We start from the raw sequence: 16,190 nt of genomic DNA, 5'->3' as shown, positions 1-16,190 counted from the left end.
CATTCCCGCCCCCTCTCCTCCCGTCATTCCCGCCCTTGTGGCGGGAACCCCTCTGTCAGCCACAAGGGCGGGAGGGGCGGCGTGCTCAGCACGCCGCTAGCGCTTCACATGCGAGCGGAACCAGGGTTTCCCGCCACAAGGGCGGGAATGACGGGAGTTGGGGGAGGGGTGTGAGCTCGCTCCCTCACCCCCGAAAAGCCGGCCGGATCACCTGGATGAAATTCCTCAGCGCCGGGCTCGGCGTCTTCGTGGCCGCCAGGCTGAGGCGCGCCACGGGGGTCTGGCCGGCGATGTCGCGGTAGGCCACGCCCTCGACGGCCAGCTGGCGCATCGAGACGGGCACGATCGAGACGCCCAGTTCGGCCGCGACCAGCACGATCACCGAGGCCATCTGCGGCGCCGGCTGGCCCATCACCGGCTCGACGCCGGCGGCGCGGAAGGCCTCCACCGCCGCGTCGTGCACCGTGGGGCCCAGGTGGCGCGGCGTCATGATCAGCGGCTCGCCCCTCAGCAGCGACAGGTCCACCGGATCGGAGGCGGCGGCCGGATGGCCCGCCGGCAGCACGGCGATCATCGGCTCGTCGACCAGGTCGTGCACGGAAAGGCCCTCGAGGCTCACCGAGCCCGGCCGCAGGAAGGCCGCGTCCAGCGCCCCCTCGGCCAGGTGGTCGGAAAGGTGGGTGCTGTTGCTCTCGGTCAGCGACAGCTCGACCTCCGGATAGAGCCGGCGATAGGCCCGCACGGCTGTGGAGACGACGGGATGCAGACTGGCCGAGCCGGTGAAGCCCAGCCGCAGCGAGCCGGTCTCGCCCCGCGCCGCCCGCCGGGCCAGCACGGCCGCCGCGCCGGCCTGGTCGGGCAGGGTGCGCACGGCGGCGTGGAAGGCCTTGCCGGCCTCGGTCAGCTCGGCCCCGCTGGGGATGCGGCGGAAGAGCTGCACGCCAAGCTCCGCCTCCAGGTCCTTGATCTGCTGGCTCAGCGGCGGCTGGCCGATGCCGACCTTGGCGGCGGCGCGGGTGAAGTTGCGCTCCTCGGCCACGGCCAGGAAGTAGCGGATGTGGCGCAGCTCCATGCCATCTCCAAAAGCGATCAAGAAAGCCTTCGCCATATATTGGACTATGGGGCGGCCGACTTCTAGATCGACGCCATGACCGCCATCGACCCCGCGACCGATCTTTCGCCGCCGCGCATCGCCGCCGGCACCGCGCGGTTTAGGCGCATGTCGCTGGCCCTGTTCCTGGGCGGTTTCTCGACCTTCAGCCTGCTCTACTGCGTGCAGCCCCTGCTACCGACCTTCGCCCGCGATTTCGGCCTGACCCCGGCCCAGAGCTCGCTGGCCCTGTCGCTGACCACCGGGGCGCTGGCGGTGGCGATCCTGCTGGCCGGAGCGGCCTCGCAGAGCCTGGGGCGCAAGGGGCTGATGTTCGCCTCGATGAGTCTGGCGGCCCTGCTGAACCTCGCCGCCGCCTTCGCGCCGAGCTGGCCGATGCTGCTGCTGGCGCGGGCGGCCGAGGGCTTCCTGCTGGGCGGGGTGCCGGCCGTGGCCATGGCCTATGTCGGCGAGGAGATGGAGCCGCGCGACCTGGGCGCGGCCATGGGCCTCTATGTGGCCGGCACGGCCTTCGGCGGCATGGCCGGCCGGGTCGGCATGGGCCTGCTGGTCGAGGTCGGTTCGTGGCGCTCGGCCATGGCGACGATCGGGGCGCTGGACTTGCTGGCCGCCGCCGCCTTCTTCCTGCTGCTGCCGCGCTCGCGCCACTTCCAGCCGACCCCGGCCCGCGACCGCGCCGCCCAGGCCGCCGCCTGGGGCCAGGCCCTGGCCGACCGGCGGCTGCTGGCCCTGTTCGCGGTGGGCTTCTGCCTGACCGGCGTGTTCGTGACGATCTTCAACTACGCCGGCTTCCGGCTGGAGGACCCGCCCTATGGCCTCAGCCAGGGCCAGACCAGCCTGATCTTCCTGGTCTACGCCTTTGGGGTGGTCGCCTCGTCGACGGCCGGCAAGCTGGCCGATCGCTGGGGGCGGCGCACCCTCCTGGGCGCGGGCCTGGCCGTCATGCTGGCGGGCGTGGCCCTGACCCTGCCGGCCGGCTTGCCGTGGATCGTGGCGGGCGTGGCCTTGGTCACCATCGGCTTCTTCATCGCCCACGCGGTGGCCAGCGGCTGGGTCGGCGCGCTGGCCGGCAAGGCCAAAGGCCAGGCGGCGGCGTTGTACCTGCTGTTCTACTATGTCGGCTCCAGCCTGGCCGGCTCGGCCGGCGGCGGCTTCTGGCGCGTGGGCGGCTGGCCGGCGGTGGCGGCCTTCACCGTCGTGCTGGCCGTGATCGCCGGCGTCCTGGCCCTGCGTTTGAAGGAGACCCGCCATGGCTGATCTCGCCCCGCTCGTTCTCCTGCCCGGCCTGCTGTGCGACGCCCGTCTGTGGCGCGAGCAGGCGCTGGCCCTGCACGACGTCGCCGATATCCAGATCGCCGACCTGACCCTCGACGACAGCGTTTCGGCCATGGCCGCTCGCGTGCTGGCCGCCGCGCCCGAGCGCTTCGCCCTCGGCGGCCTCTCCATGGGCGGCTATGTCGCCTTCGAGATCCTGCGCCAGGCGCCGGAGCGGGTGACGCGCCTCGCATTGTTCTCGACCAGCGCCGCGCCCGACAGCCCCCAGCGCGCCGAGCAGCGCCGCCGGGCCATGGCGGCCCTGTCGGTCGGGCGGTTCCTGGGCGTCACCCAGCAGATGATGCCGCAACTGCTGCCCCCGTCGCGGCTGAACGATCCCCTGGCCGGCGAGGTCAAGGCCATGGCCGGCCGGGTCGGCGGCGAGGCCTTCCTGCGCCAGCAGCAGGCGATCCTGGGCCGGCCGGACTCGCGTCCCGGTCTTGCCGACATCCGCGTGCCGACCCTGGTGGCGGTGGGCGATCTCGACCGCCTGACGCCCCCGGCCGAGGCCCAGGTGATCCACGAGGGCGTCGCCGGCTCGACCCTGCACGTCTTCGCCGACTGCGGCCACCTGCCGGCCATGGAGCGGCCGGACGAGACCACGGGCCTGCTACGCGCCTGGCTGACGGAGGCCTGAGGATGATCGCCATCGACCGCCTGGACCACTTCGTGCTGGTCGTCGCCTCGATCGAGGCCAGCGCCGCCTTCTACGAGCGGGTGCTGGGCGCCGAACGGGTGGTGACGCCCGGCAAGCCGACGGCCGTGCGCTTCGGCCGCTGGAAGATCAACCTGCACACCGCCGACGCCCCCTTCACGCCCAAGGCGGCGGCTCCTGTGGCCGGCGCGGCGGACTTCTGCCTGATCACCGAGCAGCCGATCGAGGCGGTGATCGCCCACTTGGAAGCGTGCGCCGCGCCGTTGGAACTGGGACCCGTCGAACGCAACGGCGCGCTGGGGCCGATGGCCTCGGTCTATTTCCGCGATCCGGACGGCAATCTGGTCGAGGTCAGCCGCTATCACGACGAGGCCGCCCGCTAGGCGTTCAGGTATCTGGATTACGCTTGTAGATTTAAGGGTCGCTTCGTAAGCTCCTCCGAAACGGGAGGAGGCGTGATGCGACAGTCTTGGTTGATCGGCCTGGCGGCGGCCTTGGCGCTGGGCGCGGCGCCGGCGGCGCGGGCCTGCTCCCCGGCCTACGGCTATGTCCGGCCCAGCAATTTCGAGCTCGTGCAGGTCGCCGAGGCCATCGTCGTCGCCACGCCGGTGTCCGCGCCGCCGTTGGCGCCGGAGGCCTCGCCCTGGGACGCGCCGATGCGTCTGCGGGTGAGCGAGACCCTGAAGGGCGATCTGGCGGGCGAGATCGAGGTGCGGGGGCTGCTGATGGGACGCACCGTGCGCAGCGACCCCGACGACGTCACCTTCTCCCATCCCGAAGGCCACAACGGTCCCTGCAACCGCATGACCCTGGCCAAGGGCGGCAGCTACCTGCTGCTGCTCGGGCATCGGGGCGAGAGCCTTGGCGTGCTGCCCTTTGCGTTCTCGCGTGTGAACGAGGACTATGCGGGACCGGACAGTCCGTGGTCGCGGATGGTGCGGACCTATCTCGACATCCAGCGCGATCCCGACCCTATGGCCCGGCTCGCACGGCTGGAGGCGCTGAAGGCGCAGCTCGACGCCAAGCCGGGCAAGACGCCCTACGAGACGGCGCTGGCCCGCGACATCGGCGGCCACCTGGGATCGATCTCGCCGTGGAAACCGACGCCGTTCCTGCTGGCCGCCTATGACGACCTCAAGGCCGGCCGACCGCCGCGTTACGCGCCGCGCGATGCGGCCTTCGACGCCGAGCAGTCTGAAGCAGCGGCTTTCACCGACCTGATCATGGCCGAGCTGACCGGCGGCCGGCCGCCGGTCAAGCCTGCGCGCGACCCGCGTGAAACCGCCATACTGGAAGCGCTGATCGAGGAGGGGCACGCCGACGCCGCGCCGGTCTTCGAACCGTTTCTGCGCGACGACGCCTCGCTCGCCGACCTCGACATCGGCCTGCGCTTCCTGGCCGTCAACGGCCAGTACAGACGGGCCTACGACCTGATCGAGGCGCGCGTTCCCGCCCGGCTGGCGGCGGCCGCCTCGGCCGACGAGGCCAAGGCCCTGCTGGCCATGGTGGCGCGGGTGCAGGAGGACCCCTACGGTTCCGAGCCGCCACGCTGGCGTTCGGAGCCGTCGGTCGCCTCCCGCTGGCCGCGCTTCTCCCTGGCGCTGGCGAACGAGGCCAAGGCCCGGTTCGACGTCGAAGCCGATTTCGCCCAAGGACCCAAGGCCTTGCTGACCGCCGACTATCGCGCCGATCCGGCCCTGACCCTGATGCTGTCGGGCCACTACAACGAGATCACCGATTGGGCCAACGCCGAGCTGATCCGGCCCGAGGTGCTAGCCTCGCCGGCCGTCGGCGGGCCTGGCGATCCCCTGACGCTGCCGCTGGACGTGGCCCTGCGCTGGTACGGCGTCGGTCGAGACGAGGCGGATGAAGCGGCGGCGACGCGGGTGTTCTGCGCCGGTCCAGGCCCGCGCGCGGCGATGATCCGGGCCTGGGGGCGGTCTGGCGGCTCCTTCAGCATCGGCCTGGCCAAGCAGATGGCGGTCTCGCCCGCGCTCGACGCCGGCGATCGGACCCTGCTGGCGCAAGCCGCCGAGGCGTGGAAGCGCCGCGAGGCCAAGGAGGCGATCGGCGACCTGCCCGACGATCCGGTGCTGAGCAAGTTGCTCGCGGGCGAGGCGCCGAGCCTCAAGGCGATCAAGCCGCTGAAGCCGATCCGCTGCCCGGCGGCCTAGGGCGTATCGACATTCAGCCGTTCGCGACCTTCAAATCCGTGTCTCCCCGCGAAGGCGGGGATCCAAGCTGGATTTCAGGATGAGGCGCGGCCGTGGATCGATTCCGACCTCGGCTTGGATCCCCGCCTTCGCGGGGATGCTCGGTGAAAAATGAGCTCAGGCCGGTAAATGTCGATCCGCCCTAGGTCGACATCAGCCCCGCACCGACAGCGTCATCCGCACCAGGGCGGCCAGGTTGTCGGCGTGCATCTTGCTCATCAGCTTGGCGCGGTAGATCTCGACAGTGCGCGGGCTGATGCCCAGGTCGCGGGCGATGATCTTGTTGGGCTGGCCGGCCACGACGCCGTCGAGCACCTGGCGCTCGCGCTCCGACAGGGTTTCGATCCGGGCCAGCACCTGGGCCTGGTCGTCGCTGACCGTCGGCTGGGCCGGGGCGGCGCTGGCCAGGGCGCGGTCCAGGGCCGCCAGGATGCGAGCCTCCGAGAACGGCTTTTCGATGAAGTCGACCACGCCGTCGCGCATGGCCTCGACGGCCATCGGGATGTCGCCGTGGCCGGTGATCATCACCACCGGCAGGGCCGAGGCTTCGGTCCTCAGGCGCTTGACCAGTTCCTGGCCCGACATGCCGGGCATGCGCACGTCGGTGATCACGCAGCCGGGCTCGGCCTGGGGCAGGGCGGCCAGGAAGGCCTGGGCGTCGGGATAGGTGCGCACCCGGAAATCGGCCGTCTCCAGCAGGAAGGCCAGGGAGTCGCGGGCGTCGGCGTCGTCGTCGACCACGTGCACAACGGCGTCGCTCATCGGGTGGTCTCCTGGTCGGTCTTGTCGGCTTGGTGCGGTGCAGGCGGCAGGGTGAAGCGGAACACCGTGCCGCCGCCTGGATTGGCGTCGGCCCAGATGCGGCCGCCGTGGGCCTCGATGATCGAGCGCGAGATCGACAGCCCCACCCCCATGCCTTCGGCCTTGGTGGTCATGAACGGCTCGAACAGCCGCGCGCGGAACGCGTCGTCGACGCCCGAGCCGGTGTCGGCCACGGCCACCTCGACGACCCCGTCGTCCTGCCGGCGGCTGGTCACCGAAAGGCGGCGGACCGGCCGGCCGTCCATGGCCTCGACGGCGTTGCGGATCAGGTTGACCAGCACCTGCTGGATCTGCACCCGGTCGGCGAAGACGGCGTCGCAGGCCGGGTCCAGGGCGATGCTGACCTCGGCCTGGCCCTCGCGCACGCCGATCAGGGCCAGGGCCCGGGCGTCGTCGACCAGTTCCGACAGGCTCTCGACGTCGCGCTCGGTGGCCCCGCGGCGGACGAACTCGCGCATACGGTGGATGACGTCGCCGGCCCGCAGCGCCTGGTCCGAGGCGCGGTCGATGGCGTCGCGCACCTTGGCCTGGTCCTCGGGGCGGCCGCGATCCATCAGCCGGCGCGAGCCGGTCAGCAGGTTGGCGATGGCCGACAGCGGCTGGTTCAGTTCGTGGGCCAGTGTGGTGGCCATCTCGCCCATGGCCGTCAGCCGCGAGACGTGGACCAGTTCGCCCTGCAACTCCTGCAGCCGGCTTTCGGTGGCGTGGCGCTCGGTCAGGTCGCGGATGAAGCCGGTATAGGCGCGGGTGGGGCCCTTGGTCTCGCCGACCGCCAGCTCCATCGGAAAGGTCGTGCCGTCGCGGCGCAGGCCGGTGACGATGCGGCCGATGCCGATCACTCGCTTGTCGCCGGTGCGCTCATAGCGCTCGAGATAGGCGTCGTGGGCGGTCTGGTGCGGCTCGGGCATCAGCATGCTGACGTTCCTGCCGATCACCTCCGGGGCGTTCCAGCCGAACAGTCGCTCGGCCGCCGGGCTGAACGAGGTCATGATCCCGCGCGGATCGATCACCACCACGGCGTCGGGCACGGTGTCGAGCACCGAGCGCAGGTGGTCGGTGATGTCGGCCATCCGCCGGCGGGCGGCGTGGAACCAGCCGCCGCCGATCGACATGCCCACGCCGATCATCAGGAACACCAGGCTGGAGACCGCCGTGGCCTGGTCGGGCTGGGGCGAGAAGGTCAGGAACCAGACCATGGCCGAGGCCAGGATGGTGGCCACCAGGCCGGGGATCAGTCCGCCCAGCGCCGCGCTGATCAGCACCGACGGCACGAACAGCAGGAAGGTCGCCGGGGCGGCGTAGCGGCTGGGCAGGGCGAAATAGAGCAGGGCGCAGCCGGCCACCAGGCCGGCGGCGGCCATGAAGACGCCGAGGCGAAGCTCGCTGTACAGCGGCGCGGGCGGGCGCTGGGGCGCGGCCATGATCGTCTAGAGCGTCGCCGTCGTGGTCATGGGCGCGCTTATAGCCGGTCCGGCGGCCGGGGACACCGTCTCTGGCGAGACGCTCCGTTCACAGAGCGCCAGCGGCGCCTGGCGATGGCTGACCAGCACCAGGCCCTGCCCCGTGGCGCGCAGGCGGGCGTTCAGCCGCGCGACGACGCGGGCTTCGGTTGTGGGGTCCAGGCCCTCGGTCGGCTCGTCCAGCAGCAGCCAGGGCGCGTCGCGCAGCAGGGCGCGGGCCAGCGACAGGCGACGGCGCTCGCCGCCCGACAGCCGCTCGCCGGCCTCGCCCAGCCAGGTGTCGAGCCCTTGCGGCAAGGCGCGGACACGGTCGGCCAGGGCGGCGTCGTCGAGCGCGGCCCACAGCGTCTCGTCGTCGGCCTTGGGCGCGGCGAGCTTGAGGTTCTCGCGCACCGTGCCGGCCAGCAGGGCGGCGTCCTGCGGGGCGTAGGCGAAGGCTTGGCGCAGTTCGACGGGCGACAGGGTCGCGCCGTCCACGCCATCGAGCGCGAAGGCGCCAGCGGGGGCGTCGCGCAGGCCCAGCAACTGCTCCATACGGGTAGTCTTGCCGCAGCCGGTGGGGCCGACGATCGCCAGCCGCGCGCCGGACGCGAGGTCCTGGCCCAGCAGGCGCAGGGCGGGACGGCCGACGGCGACTGGCGTTGCGGTCACGGACGTGTGCCGCAGGATGGCGTCCAGCCGCTCGCCGGCGGCCTCGGCGGCGCCGTCCTGCTCGAAGGCCCGCGCGATGGGGCCGACGGCCTCGATGGCCATCACCGCGGCCAGGGCCGCCAGCGCCGCCAGCGGGGCGCCGGCCGGCGCGGCCAGGGCCAGGACGGCGGCGACGGCGAGGCCCGTGAGCGCGCCTTCCGACAGGGCCAGCACGCCCTGCGCCCGCACGGCGCGCACCTTCAGGGCGTCGAGCCTGCCGCCGAGCTGCGCGATGCGGTCGAGGGCGGGACCTTGCGCGCCATAGACCTTCAGCTCGGGCGCTGCGGCGGCGAAGGCGGCCAGGGCCTCCTTCAGTTTGCCCGCCGCCGCCTGGATCGCCGCGCCGGCCGGGGCGCTGAGCCTGCGGGTCAGCAGGCGGGCGAGGATCAGGTGCAGGGCGACGGCCAGGGCGATGGCGACGGCGGGCCCGACCCCGGCGATCGCCGACAGCGCCACCGCCAGCCCGACCCCGGCGGCCGCGCCCCAGGGGGCGGACAGGCGCACGAAGCGGGTCTCGACGGCGTCGACGTCCTGCACCAGGCGGGCGGCGGCCTCGCCGCGCGAGACGGCCAGGGCCTCGCGCGGCGGGGCGGCGGCGAGGGCGGCGAACAGGCGCGGGCGGATGGCGGCCAGGGCGTCCAGCGCCGCGGCGTGGCCTTGCAGCCGCTCGCCGTAGCGGGCGCCGGTGCGCAGGATCGCCAGCAAGCGGATCATGGCGCTGGGCAGCAGCACGTTGAACGCCTGCGCGGTCGCAAGGCCCGCGACGCCGGCCAGGGCCGCGCCGGTGATGAACCAGCCCGAGAGACCGAGCAAGGTGGTCGAGGCCGCGCCGACCACGGCGGCGCAGGCGGCGGCCAGGATCAAGGGTTTAGCCTGGCGGCGGCGCTGCTCGGCGACGAGCCTGGAAAGGGCGCTGGCGGTCTTCACAGGCGCACCACCTGGTCGGCGACGGCGGCCAGGGCCTCCGAATGGGTGGCGATCAGGGTCGTGCGGCCGGCGGCGGCCTCTCTGATCGCGGCGATCATCGCGGCCTCAGCGGCGGCGTCGAGATCGGCGGTGGGCTCGTCCAGCAGCAGGATCGGGGCGGGCTTCAGCAGGGCGCGGGCGATCCCTAAGCGCCGGCGCTCGCCGCCCGACAACCCGCCGCCGCGCTCGTCGAGCGGCGCATCCAGGCCGCCCCGGCGGTCGAGCAGGTCGGACAGGCCGGCGCGGCGAGCGGCGGCTTCGAGCTCGTCGCGGGAGGCGCCCGGGCGGGCAAGCGCCAGGTTGTCAGCCAGCGAGCCGGCCAGCAGCAGCGGCGACTGCCCGGCCCAGGCCAGGTCGGCGGCGAAGGATCCGGCGGCCGACAGCTTCGCGTCGCCGACCCGCACCTCGCCGGCGGTGAGCGGGGCGAGACCCGTCAGCAGGTTCAGCACGGTGGTCTTGCCACAGCCGCTGGGGCCGAGCAGGGCGGTGATCGTCCCACCGGCGGCGATCAGGTCGAGGCCTTCGAACACCGCCGCCTCGCCGCCGGCATAGGTCACGCCGACGCCCTGGAAGCGGATGTTCGGCGCCTTCGTCAGGGCCAGCGGAGCGGCGGCGGGGGCGGACTTGGGCAGGCGGGCCAGGGTCAGGGCGGCGGCCTCGGCGGCCTGGCGGTCGTGATAGGCGGCGGCCAGCCTGCGCATCGGGGCGTAGACCTCCGGCGCCAGGGCCAGGGCGAAGAAGGCCCGCTTGAGGTCCAGCGCCTCGGGAACCGGGAAGGGCAGCAGCCGCAGCAGGTTGAAGCCGCAATAGACCGCCACCAGCGCCACCGACAGGGCGGCGAAGAACTCGAGCGCCGCCGACGAGAAGAACGCCACCCGCAGCACCGCCTGGGTGCGCTTGGAAAGGTCCAGCGCCGCGCCGGCCAGGCCGGTCGTCACCCGCCCCTCGGCCTGGAAGGCCAGCACCACCGGCAGGGTCCGCACCCGGTCGAGGAACAGACTGGACAGCCGCTCCAGGGCCAGGAACTGCCGGCGCGAGGCGTCGGCGGCGGCCATGCCGGCCAGGGCCATGGCGGCGATGAAGGGCAGCAGGGTGAAGAGCTGGATGCCGGCGCAGACCGGGCTGGCGACGGCGGTCAGGGCGATCAGCAGCAGCGGCGCGATCGCCGAGGCGCTGCGGGCGGGCGCGAAACGCGAGACATAGCCGTCCAGCGCCTCGACGCCTTCCATCACGGCGGTGACGGCGGCCCCGCCGCGCGGCGCGCCGGGCGCCAGCAGCGAAGCGGCGGCTTCGCGCCGGGCGTGGGCCTTGGCCTGGGCGGCGGCCTGCGCGCCCGCCTTGCCGGCCTGCGCCGCCATCGCCCCGCGCGCCAGGGCCGAGCCGAGGGCCAGCGCCAGGAAGGGCAGGGCCTCGTTCAGGCTCCGCGTCAGGGCGTCGATCCCGAAGGCCAGGCCCGCCGCGAAGCCCGTCGCCCCGGCCACGTCGGCCAGCCGCCACAGCACCGCCGATCGCCCCGCGTTTGCGGTCATCTTGTTCAAGCCGCGCAGCCACGGGCGCGCGAGCGTGAGGATCTCGGTCTCGACGGGGGAGCGGGCGGTCATGAGCGGGGTCTAGCGCTCCATCGGAGGGCGGCCTTGATCGGGATCAAAGACCCCTTCCGCCGACACGCCTAAGGCGAGATGCTCGTCCGGCGCGACCGATCGCCGTTCGACCCCGGAGCTACCCATGGATCCCGCCGTCGTCGATTTATCCCGCCTGCAGTTCGCCCTCACGGCCCTGTACCACTTCCTTTTCGTGCCCCTGACATTGGGGCTGTCCTTCATGCTGTTCATCATGGAGGCGGTCTACGTCATGACCAAGCGCCCGATCTGGCGCACGGTCACCAAGTTCTGGGGCACGCTGTTCGGCATCAACTTCGTCCTTGGGGTCGCCACCGGCGTCACCATGGAATTCCAGTTCGGCATGAACTGGGCCTACTACTCGCACTATGTGGGCGACATCTTCGGCGCCCCGCTGGCCATCGAGGGCCTGATGGCCTTCTTCCTCGAAGCCACCTTCGTGGGGCTGATGTTCTTCGGCTGGGACAAGCTGAAGCCGGTGACCCACCTGCTCGTCACCTTCCTGGTGGCGCTGGGCACCAACCTGTCGGCCCTGTGGATCCTGATCGCCAACGGCTGGATGCAGAACCCGGTCGGCGCGGCCTTCAATCCCGATACGATGCGGATGGAGGTGACCGACTTCAAGGCGGTGATCTTCAACCCGGTGGCCCAGGCCAAGTTCGTGCACACCGTCAGCGCCGGCTACACCATCGCCGCCGTCTTCGTGCTCGGCGTCTCGGCCTTCTACCTGCTGAAGGGCCGGTGGACGGGCGTGGCCAAGCGGTCGATGACCGTCGCCGCCGCCTTCGGTCTCGCCTCGGCCCTGTCGGTCGTCGTGCTCGGCGACGAGAGCGGCTACGCCCTCACCGACAACCAGAAAATGAAGCTCGCGGCCCTGGAAGCCATGTGGGAGACCGAGCCCGCCCCGGCCGGCCTGACCGCCTTCGGCATCCCCAGCCTCGCCGACCGCAAGACCCACGCCGAGGTCAAGATCCCCTACGTGTTGGGCCTGATCGCCACGCGCAGCATCGACAAGCCGGTCGAAGGCATCTTCGAACTGGTGGCCTCGGCGCAGGACCGTATCGAACACGGCGTCGTCGCCTATGACGCGCTGGAGAAGCTGAAGGTCAATCCGAAGGACATCGAGGCCCGGGCCGTCTTCGAGCTGAACCGCCGCGACCTCGGCTACGCCCTGCTGCTCAAGCGCCATGTCGCCGACCCGCGCACGGCCTCCAAGGAGCTGATCGCCAAGACCGCCTGGGACACCGTGCCCAACGTGCCGGTGATGTTCTGGGCCTTCCGCATCATGGCCGGCACGGGCCTGCTGATGATCGCCCTCTTCGCCACCGCCTTCGTGCTGGTCACCCTGCGCAAGCATCACACCAAGTGGTTCCTGCGCCTGGCGGTGCTGGCCATCCCGCTGCCCTGGATCGCCACGGAGCTGGGCTGGGTTCTGGCCGAGGTCGGGCGTCAGCCCTGGGCCGTGGACGGGGTGCTGCCCACCTTCCTGTCGCCCTCCAGCCTCAGCGTGCCGCAGCTGCTGGCCAGCATCGTCGGCTTCACCCTGCTCTACGGCGCCCTGGCGGTGGTCGAGGTCGGGCTGATCCTGAAGACCATCAAGAAGGGTCCGTTCGCCGAACAGGAAGCCTTCCCCACAGACTCCGGCGCGCCCGTCGCCGAAGCCGTCGCCTAAAGGAGACCAGATCATGGAACTCCCCCTCGACTATCCGACCCTCCGCCTGATCTGGTGGGGCCTGCTGGGCGTGCTGCTGATCGCCTTCGCCCTGACCGACGGCTTCGACATGGGCGTCGCCGCCCTGCTGCCCTTCGTCGGCCGCAACGACGACGAGCGGCGCACGGTGATCAACACCATCGGCGCCACCTGGGAAGGCAACCAGGTGTGGTTCATCACCGGCGGGGCGGCGATCTTCGCCGCCTGGCCGATGGTCTACGGCGCCACCTTCTCGGGCTTCTACCTGGCCATGTTCCTGGTGCTGTCGGCGATGATCCTGCGACCCGTCGGCTTCAAGTACCGGTCCAAGCGGCCGGAGGCCAAGTGGCGCTCGTTCTGGGACTGGTCGCTGTTCATCGGCGGCTTCGTGCCGGCCCTGGTGTTCGGCGTGGCCGTCGGCAACGTGCTGCAAGGCGCGCCGATCAAGCTCGATAGCGACCTGCGCAGCACCTATCACGGCTCGTTCTTCGAACTCTTCACGCCGTTCACCCTGGTCTGCGGCCTGCTGTCGACCAGCATGCTGGTGCTGCACGGCGCGGCCTGGCTGTCGGTGAAGGCCGAGCGGGGCCCGATCGTCGACCGCGCCCGCAAGTTCGGCCTGGTCGCGGGCGTCGCCAGCATCGTGCTGTTCGCCGTCGGCGGCCTGCTGGCCAGCAGGCTCGGCTTCCGGGTCGAGGGCGTGGTCGATCCGGCCGGACCCTCCAACCCGCTGCGCGCCACGGCCGTGGCGGCCCCGGGCGCCTGGTTCGACAACTACGTCCGCTATCCGTGGATGGTCATCGCCCCGGTGCTGGGCTTCGTCGGCGCGGCCTTCGCGACCTTCGGCCTGCTGAAGCGGCAGGAAGGCCTGGCCTTCGGCGGATCCTCGGCCTCGGCCGCGGGCATCATCACCACCAGCGGCCTGTCGATGTTCCCGTTCATCCTGCCCAGCACGGTCGACGCCCATTCCAGCTTCCTGGTCTGGAACGCCTCGTCCAGCCACTCGACCCTGTTCACCATGCTGATCGTGGTGGTGGTGCTGCTGCCGGTGGTGCTGGCCTACACCGCCTTCGTCTATCGGGTGCTCTGGGGCCGCACGAGCAGCGCCGCCCTGAAGACCGACCCGGCCCTGTACTGAGGAGATCGACCTATGTGGTACTTCACCTGGATTCTCGGCCTGGGTCTGGCCCTGGCCTTCGGCGTCCTCAACGGCGTCTGGTACGAGTTCAACCTCACCGACGAGGGCGACACCGGGCTTTCGGAGCCCTGATCGACAGCAAGGGAGGCCCGGGAAACCGGGCCTCTTTTCATAGGAACCTCCCCCTGTGGGGGAGGCGATCGCGCAGCGATCGGAGGGGGGAGTGACCGCGAAAGCCTCCACCTTCTCGGAAGCTGAAAACGGCCCCCCACCGGCCTTCGGCCGCCTCCCCCGGAGGGGGAGGTTTCTAGGCCTCGGCCAGCGTCGGCTCCGCCGCGTCGAGGCGCACGCCCGACCAGCGCTCGACCGCCCCGATCAGCTCCATGGCCGAGATCGGCTTGCCGATGTGACCGTTCATCCCCGCCGCCGCCGTGGCCCCGACATGTTCGGGCAGGACGTCGGCGCTGAGCGCGATGATCGGCGTCTGACGGTTGGCCGAGATCGGGCCGCGGATCGCCCGAGCGGCGGCGAAGCCGTCCATACCGGGCATCTGCAGGTCCATCAGGATCAGGTCGAATGGCCGGTCCGACGCCATCAGCACGGCCTCGGCGCCGCTGGCCGCCTCGATCACCTCGTGGCCGATCGCCTGCAGCATGGCCCGCACAAGCTCGCGATTGGCGTCGACGTCGTCGACCACCAGCACCTGGGCGGCGGGGCCGTCGTTCGCCGCCGCCCGCGCCGGCGCGGCGCTCGCGGCCAAGTCGGCCGGCGTGGCGCGAACGTGGAAGCGGAACACCGAGCCGCCGCCGTCGGCCGGGACCATCTCGATGTCGCCGCCCATCAGCTCGACCAGGCCCTTGCAGATCGACAGGCCCAGGCCCGTGCCGCCGTGCCGGCGGCTGATCGAGCCGTCCACCTGCGAGAAGCGCTGGAACAGTCGCTCGCGCTTGTCGGCCGGCACGCCGCAGCCGGTGTCGGACACCGCCACGTGCAGCAGGCCGTCGCGGAAGGCGGCGCTGATCCGCACCTCGCCGGCCTCGGTGAACTTCACCGCGTTGCCCAGCAGGTTGACGGCGATCTGGCTCAGACGGCCGGCGTCGGCGCTGAGGACGGCCGGGGCGTCGGGATCGATCTCGACGACCAGCGCCAGGCCCTTGGCCCTGGCCTGCTCGGCGAACATCGCCGCCAGGTCGTCGAGGAACGGCTCCAGGGCGAAAGGCGCGGGCGAGAGGGCGACGTGGCCGGCCTCCAGCTTGGAGAAGTCGAGGATGTCGTTGACCACGGCCAGCAGGGCCTGGCCGGCGGTGTCGACCCGCCGGACATAGGCGTCGGCGGTCGGCGGCAGGTCGTCCAGCTCGCCCAGCAGGGCGGTGAAGCCGTTGATGGCGGTCAGCGGCGTGCGGATCTCGTGGCTCATATTGGCCAGGAACTCGGCCTTGGCCTCGGCGGCGGCTTCGGCCTGAAGCTTGGCGTCCAGCAGGGCGGCCTCGCGGACGTGGGCCTCGGTGACGTCCATCACCGCGCCGAACAGGGTCTCGACCTGGCCGTCGGGGCCAAGCTCGGCCGCGCCGTGGCAGACCACGTGGCGCAGCGCGCCGTCGGTGCGGGTCAGCCGCAGGCTCGTCTCGAACGGCTCGCCGGTGACGGCGGCCGAGCGGAACTGGGTCTCCAGGGCGTCGCGCTCGGACAGGTCGAAGAAGGTCAGCTGCTCGGTCAGGCCCGGGGCGACGGGCGCCGGCGGCAGGCCGAAGATCCGGAAGACGCCTTCCGACCAGGTGATGGCGCCGCTGGCGATGTCGGCCCGCCAGTGGCCGACCCCGGCCATGGCCTCGGCCATCAGGGCGATGCGGTGGGCTTCGCGAATGGTGCGGGCGTCGGCCTGGGCGCGGCTTGAGGCGTCGGCAAGCTCGGCGCGGGCGCGGGCCAGGTCGACCTGCACGGTGCGCAGGGCGCGGAACACGACGTAGGAGGTGGCCAGCACCGTGGCCAGCCGCCAGGGCTGGTCGGCGCGGATCAGGAAGATGGCCGCCACGGTCTGCACCAGCAGCATCGCCGCCACCATCGGCGACATGTTGATCGCCAGGCGCCGGGGGCGGGCGTAGTCGCGGACCACGATCTCGAACATCACCACCCCGAACAGGGTGACGCCAAAGGTCTGGGCCGCGCCGGTCTCGAAGAAGGTCAGGTAGAAGGCCGCCGCGGCGTAGCCGGCGCTCTGCAGCCAGGAAAACAGGGTCCGGCCCGGCGACAGGTTCCGGTGCTCGGCGAGCGCCAGGCCGGCCATCACCGCCAGCCAGGCCAGGGGCGGGATCCAGGGCGAATAGGGCAGAGTGGCGACGCACACGGCCAGGCAGAAGGCCAGCCGCGCGGCCAGGCCGTTCACCCGCGAGGGCGAGGCCAGCAGCGTGTCGCACAGCGCCGCCAGGCGACGGCGTCGCCTCGCCCGGTCGTCGTGGTCCTTCGGATTGACCGTGCTCATTCGGGTTCCCGACGCTCGCTATGTCGGGAACCC

General features: G+C 71.9%; 13 protein-coding genes. 7 read left to right on the top strand and 6 right to left on the bottom strand.

Annotation, left to right across the window (positions count from 1 at the left end; all coding sequences use genetic code 11):
• Positions 1 to 184: 184 nt before the first annotated feature.
• Complete coding sequence (locus AC1RRS_RS01510) at positions 185 to 1,072, bottom strand: LysR family transcriptional regulator (protein ID WP_492853650.1); 888 nt, start codon at positions 1,070 to 1,072, stop codon at positions 185 to 187.
• 75 nt (positions 1,073 to 1,147) lie between these two features.
• On the opposite strand from AC1RRS_RS01510, the gene AC1RRS_RS01505 reads away from it, so the two are divergent.
• From AC1RRS_RS01505 to AC1RRS_RS01490, 4 genes are all read left to right on the top strand, one after another.
• Entirely contained in the window at positions 1,148 to 2,368 is a 1,221-nt protein-coding gene (locus AC1RRS_RS01505; protein ID WP_492853649.1) for an MFS transporter, read from the top strand.
• Positions 2,361 to 3,062, top strand: a complete 702-nt coding sequence (locus AC1RRS_RS01500) for an alpha/beta fold hydrolase (RefSeq protein ID WP_492853648.1) — start codon at positions 2,361 to 2,363, stop codon at positions 3,060 to 3,062. The genes AC1RRS_RS01505 and AC1RRS_RS01500 overlap by 8 nt, the downstream gene beginning before the upstream one ends.
• A gap of 2 nt (positions 3,063 to 3,064) precedes the next feature.
• The gene (locus AC1RRS_RS01495; protein ID WP_492853647.1) at positions 3,065 to 3,463 is read left to right on the top strand and encodes a VOC family protein; all 399 of its coding nucleotides are present in this window, start codon (positions 3,065 to 3,067) and stop codon (positions 3,461 to 3,463) included.
• Positions 3,464 to 3,538: 75 nt separating this feature from the next.
• On the top strand, positions 3,539 to 5,254 hold the full coding sequence (locus tag AC1RRS_RS01490; protein ID WP_492853646.1) for a hypothetical protein: 1,716 nt from the start codon (positions 3,539 to 3,541) through the stop codon (positions 5,252 to 5,254).
• 192 nt (positions 5,255 to 5,446) lie between these two features.
• Here AC1RRS_RS01490 and fixJ read toward each other — a convergent pair whose 3' ends face one another.
• The 4 genes from fixJ to cydD are packed head-to-tail and all read right to left on the bottom strand — an operon-like array spanning position 5,447 to position 10,832.
• Positions 5,447 to 6,055, bottom strand: a complete 609-nt coding sequence (gene fixJ, locus AC1RRS_RS01485; RefSeq protein WP_492853645.1) for a response regulator FixJ — start codon at positions 6,053 to 6,055, stop codon at positions 5,447 to 5,449.
• On the bottom strand, positions 6,052 to 7,536 hold the full coding sequence (locus AC1RRS_RS01480) for a PAS domain S-box protein (protein WP_487288176.1): 1,485 nt from the start codon (positions 7,534 to 7,536) through the stop codon (positions 6,052 to 6,054). The genes fixJ and AC1RRS_RS01480 overlap by 4 nt, the downstream gene beginning before the upstream one ends.
• A gap of 6 nt (positions 7,537 to 7,542) precedes the next feature.
• Positions 7,543 to 9,192, bottom strand: coding sequence for an ATP-binding cassette domain-containing protein (locus tag AC1RRS_RS01475; RefSeq protein ID WP_492853644.1), 1,650 nt, complete (start codon positions 9,190 to 9,192; stop codon positions 7,543 to 7,545).
• A complete protein-coding gene (gene cydD / locus AC1RRS_RS01470) occupies positions 9,189 to 10,832 on the bottom strand; it encodes a thiol reductant ABC exporter subunit CydD (protein ID WP_492853643.1) in 1,644 nt (547 codons plus the stop codon). Before cydD ends, AC1RRS_RS01475 begins: the two co-directional genes overlap by 4 nt.
• A gap of 124 nt (positions 10,833 to 10,956) precedes the next feature.
• On the opposite strand from cydD, the gene AC1RRS_RS01465 reads away from it, so the two are divergent.
• Genes AC1RRS_RS01465 through cydX form a run of 3 tightly spaced genes read left to right on the top strand, consistent with a single transcriptional unit; the run spans position 10,957 to position 13,810 of the window.
• Positions 10,957 to 12,522 carry a cytochrome ubiquinol oxidase subunit I gene (locus tag AC1RRS_RS01465; RefSeq protein ID WP_492853642.1) on the top strand — a complete coding sequence of 522 codons (1,566 nt, stop codon included), beginning with the start codon at positions 10,957 to 10,959 and terminating at the stop codon, positions 12,520 to 12,522.
• A 13-nt stretch (positions 12,523 to 12,535) separates the two neighbouring features.
• Entirely contained in the window at positions 12,536 to 13,678 is a 1,143-nt protein-coding gene (gene cydB, locus AC1RRS_RS01460) for a cytochrome d ubiquinol oxidase subunit II (RefSeq protein ID WP_492853641.1), read from the top strand.
• Between the two features lie 12 nt (positions 13,679 to 13,690).
• Positions 13,691 to 13,810, top strand: coding sequence for a cytochrome bd-I oxidase subunit CydX (gene cydX, locus AC1RRS_RS01455; RefSeq protein WP_110119140.1), 120 nt, complete (start codon positions 13,691 to 13,693; stop codon positions 13,808 to 13,810).
• Positions 13,811 to 13,985: 175 nt separating this feature from the next.
• On the opposite strand, the gene AC1RRS_RS01450 is transcribed toward cydX, so the two are convergent.
• Positions 13,986 to 16,157: a hybrid sensor histidine kinase/response regulator gene (locus AC1RRS_RS01450; protein WP_492853640.1), complete on the bottom strand. Its 2,172-nt coding sequence runs from the start codon at positions 16,155 to 16,157 to the stop codon at positions 13,986 to 13,988.
• Positions 16,158 to 16,190: the final 33 nt, after the last annotated feature.

The sequence above is a fragment of the Caulobacter sp. GW821-FHT12A07 genome, from assembly GCF_058807655.1.
The sequence above is the reverse complement of the archived record's forward strand: the minus strand, read 5'-3'. Positions and strand labels throughout refer to the sequence as shown.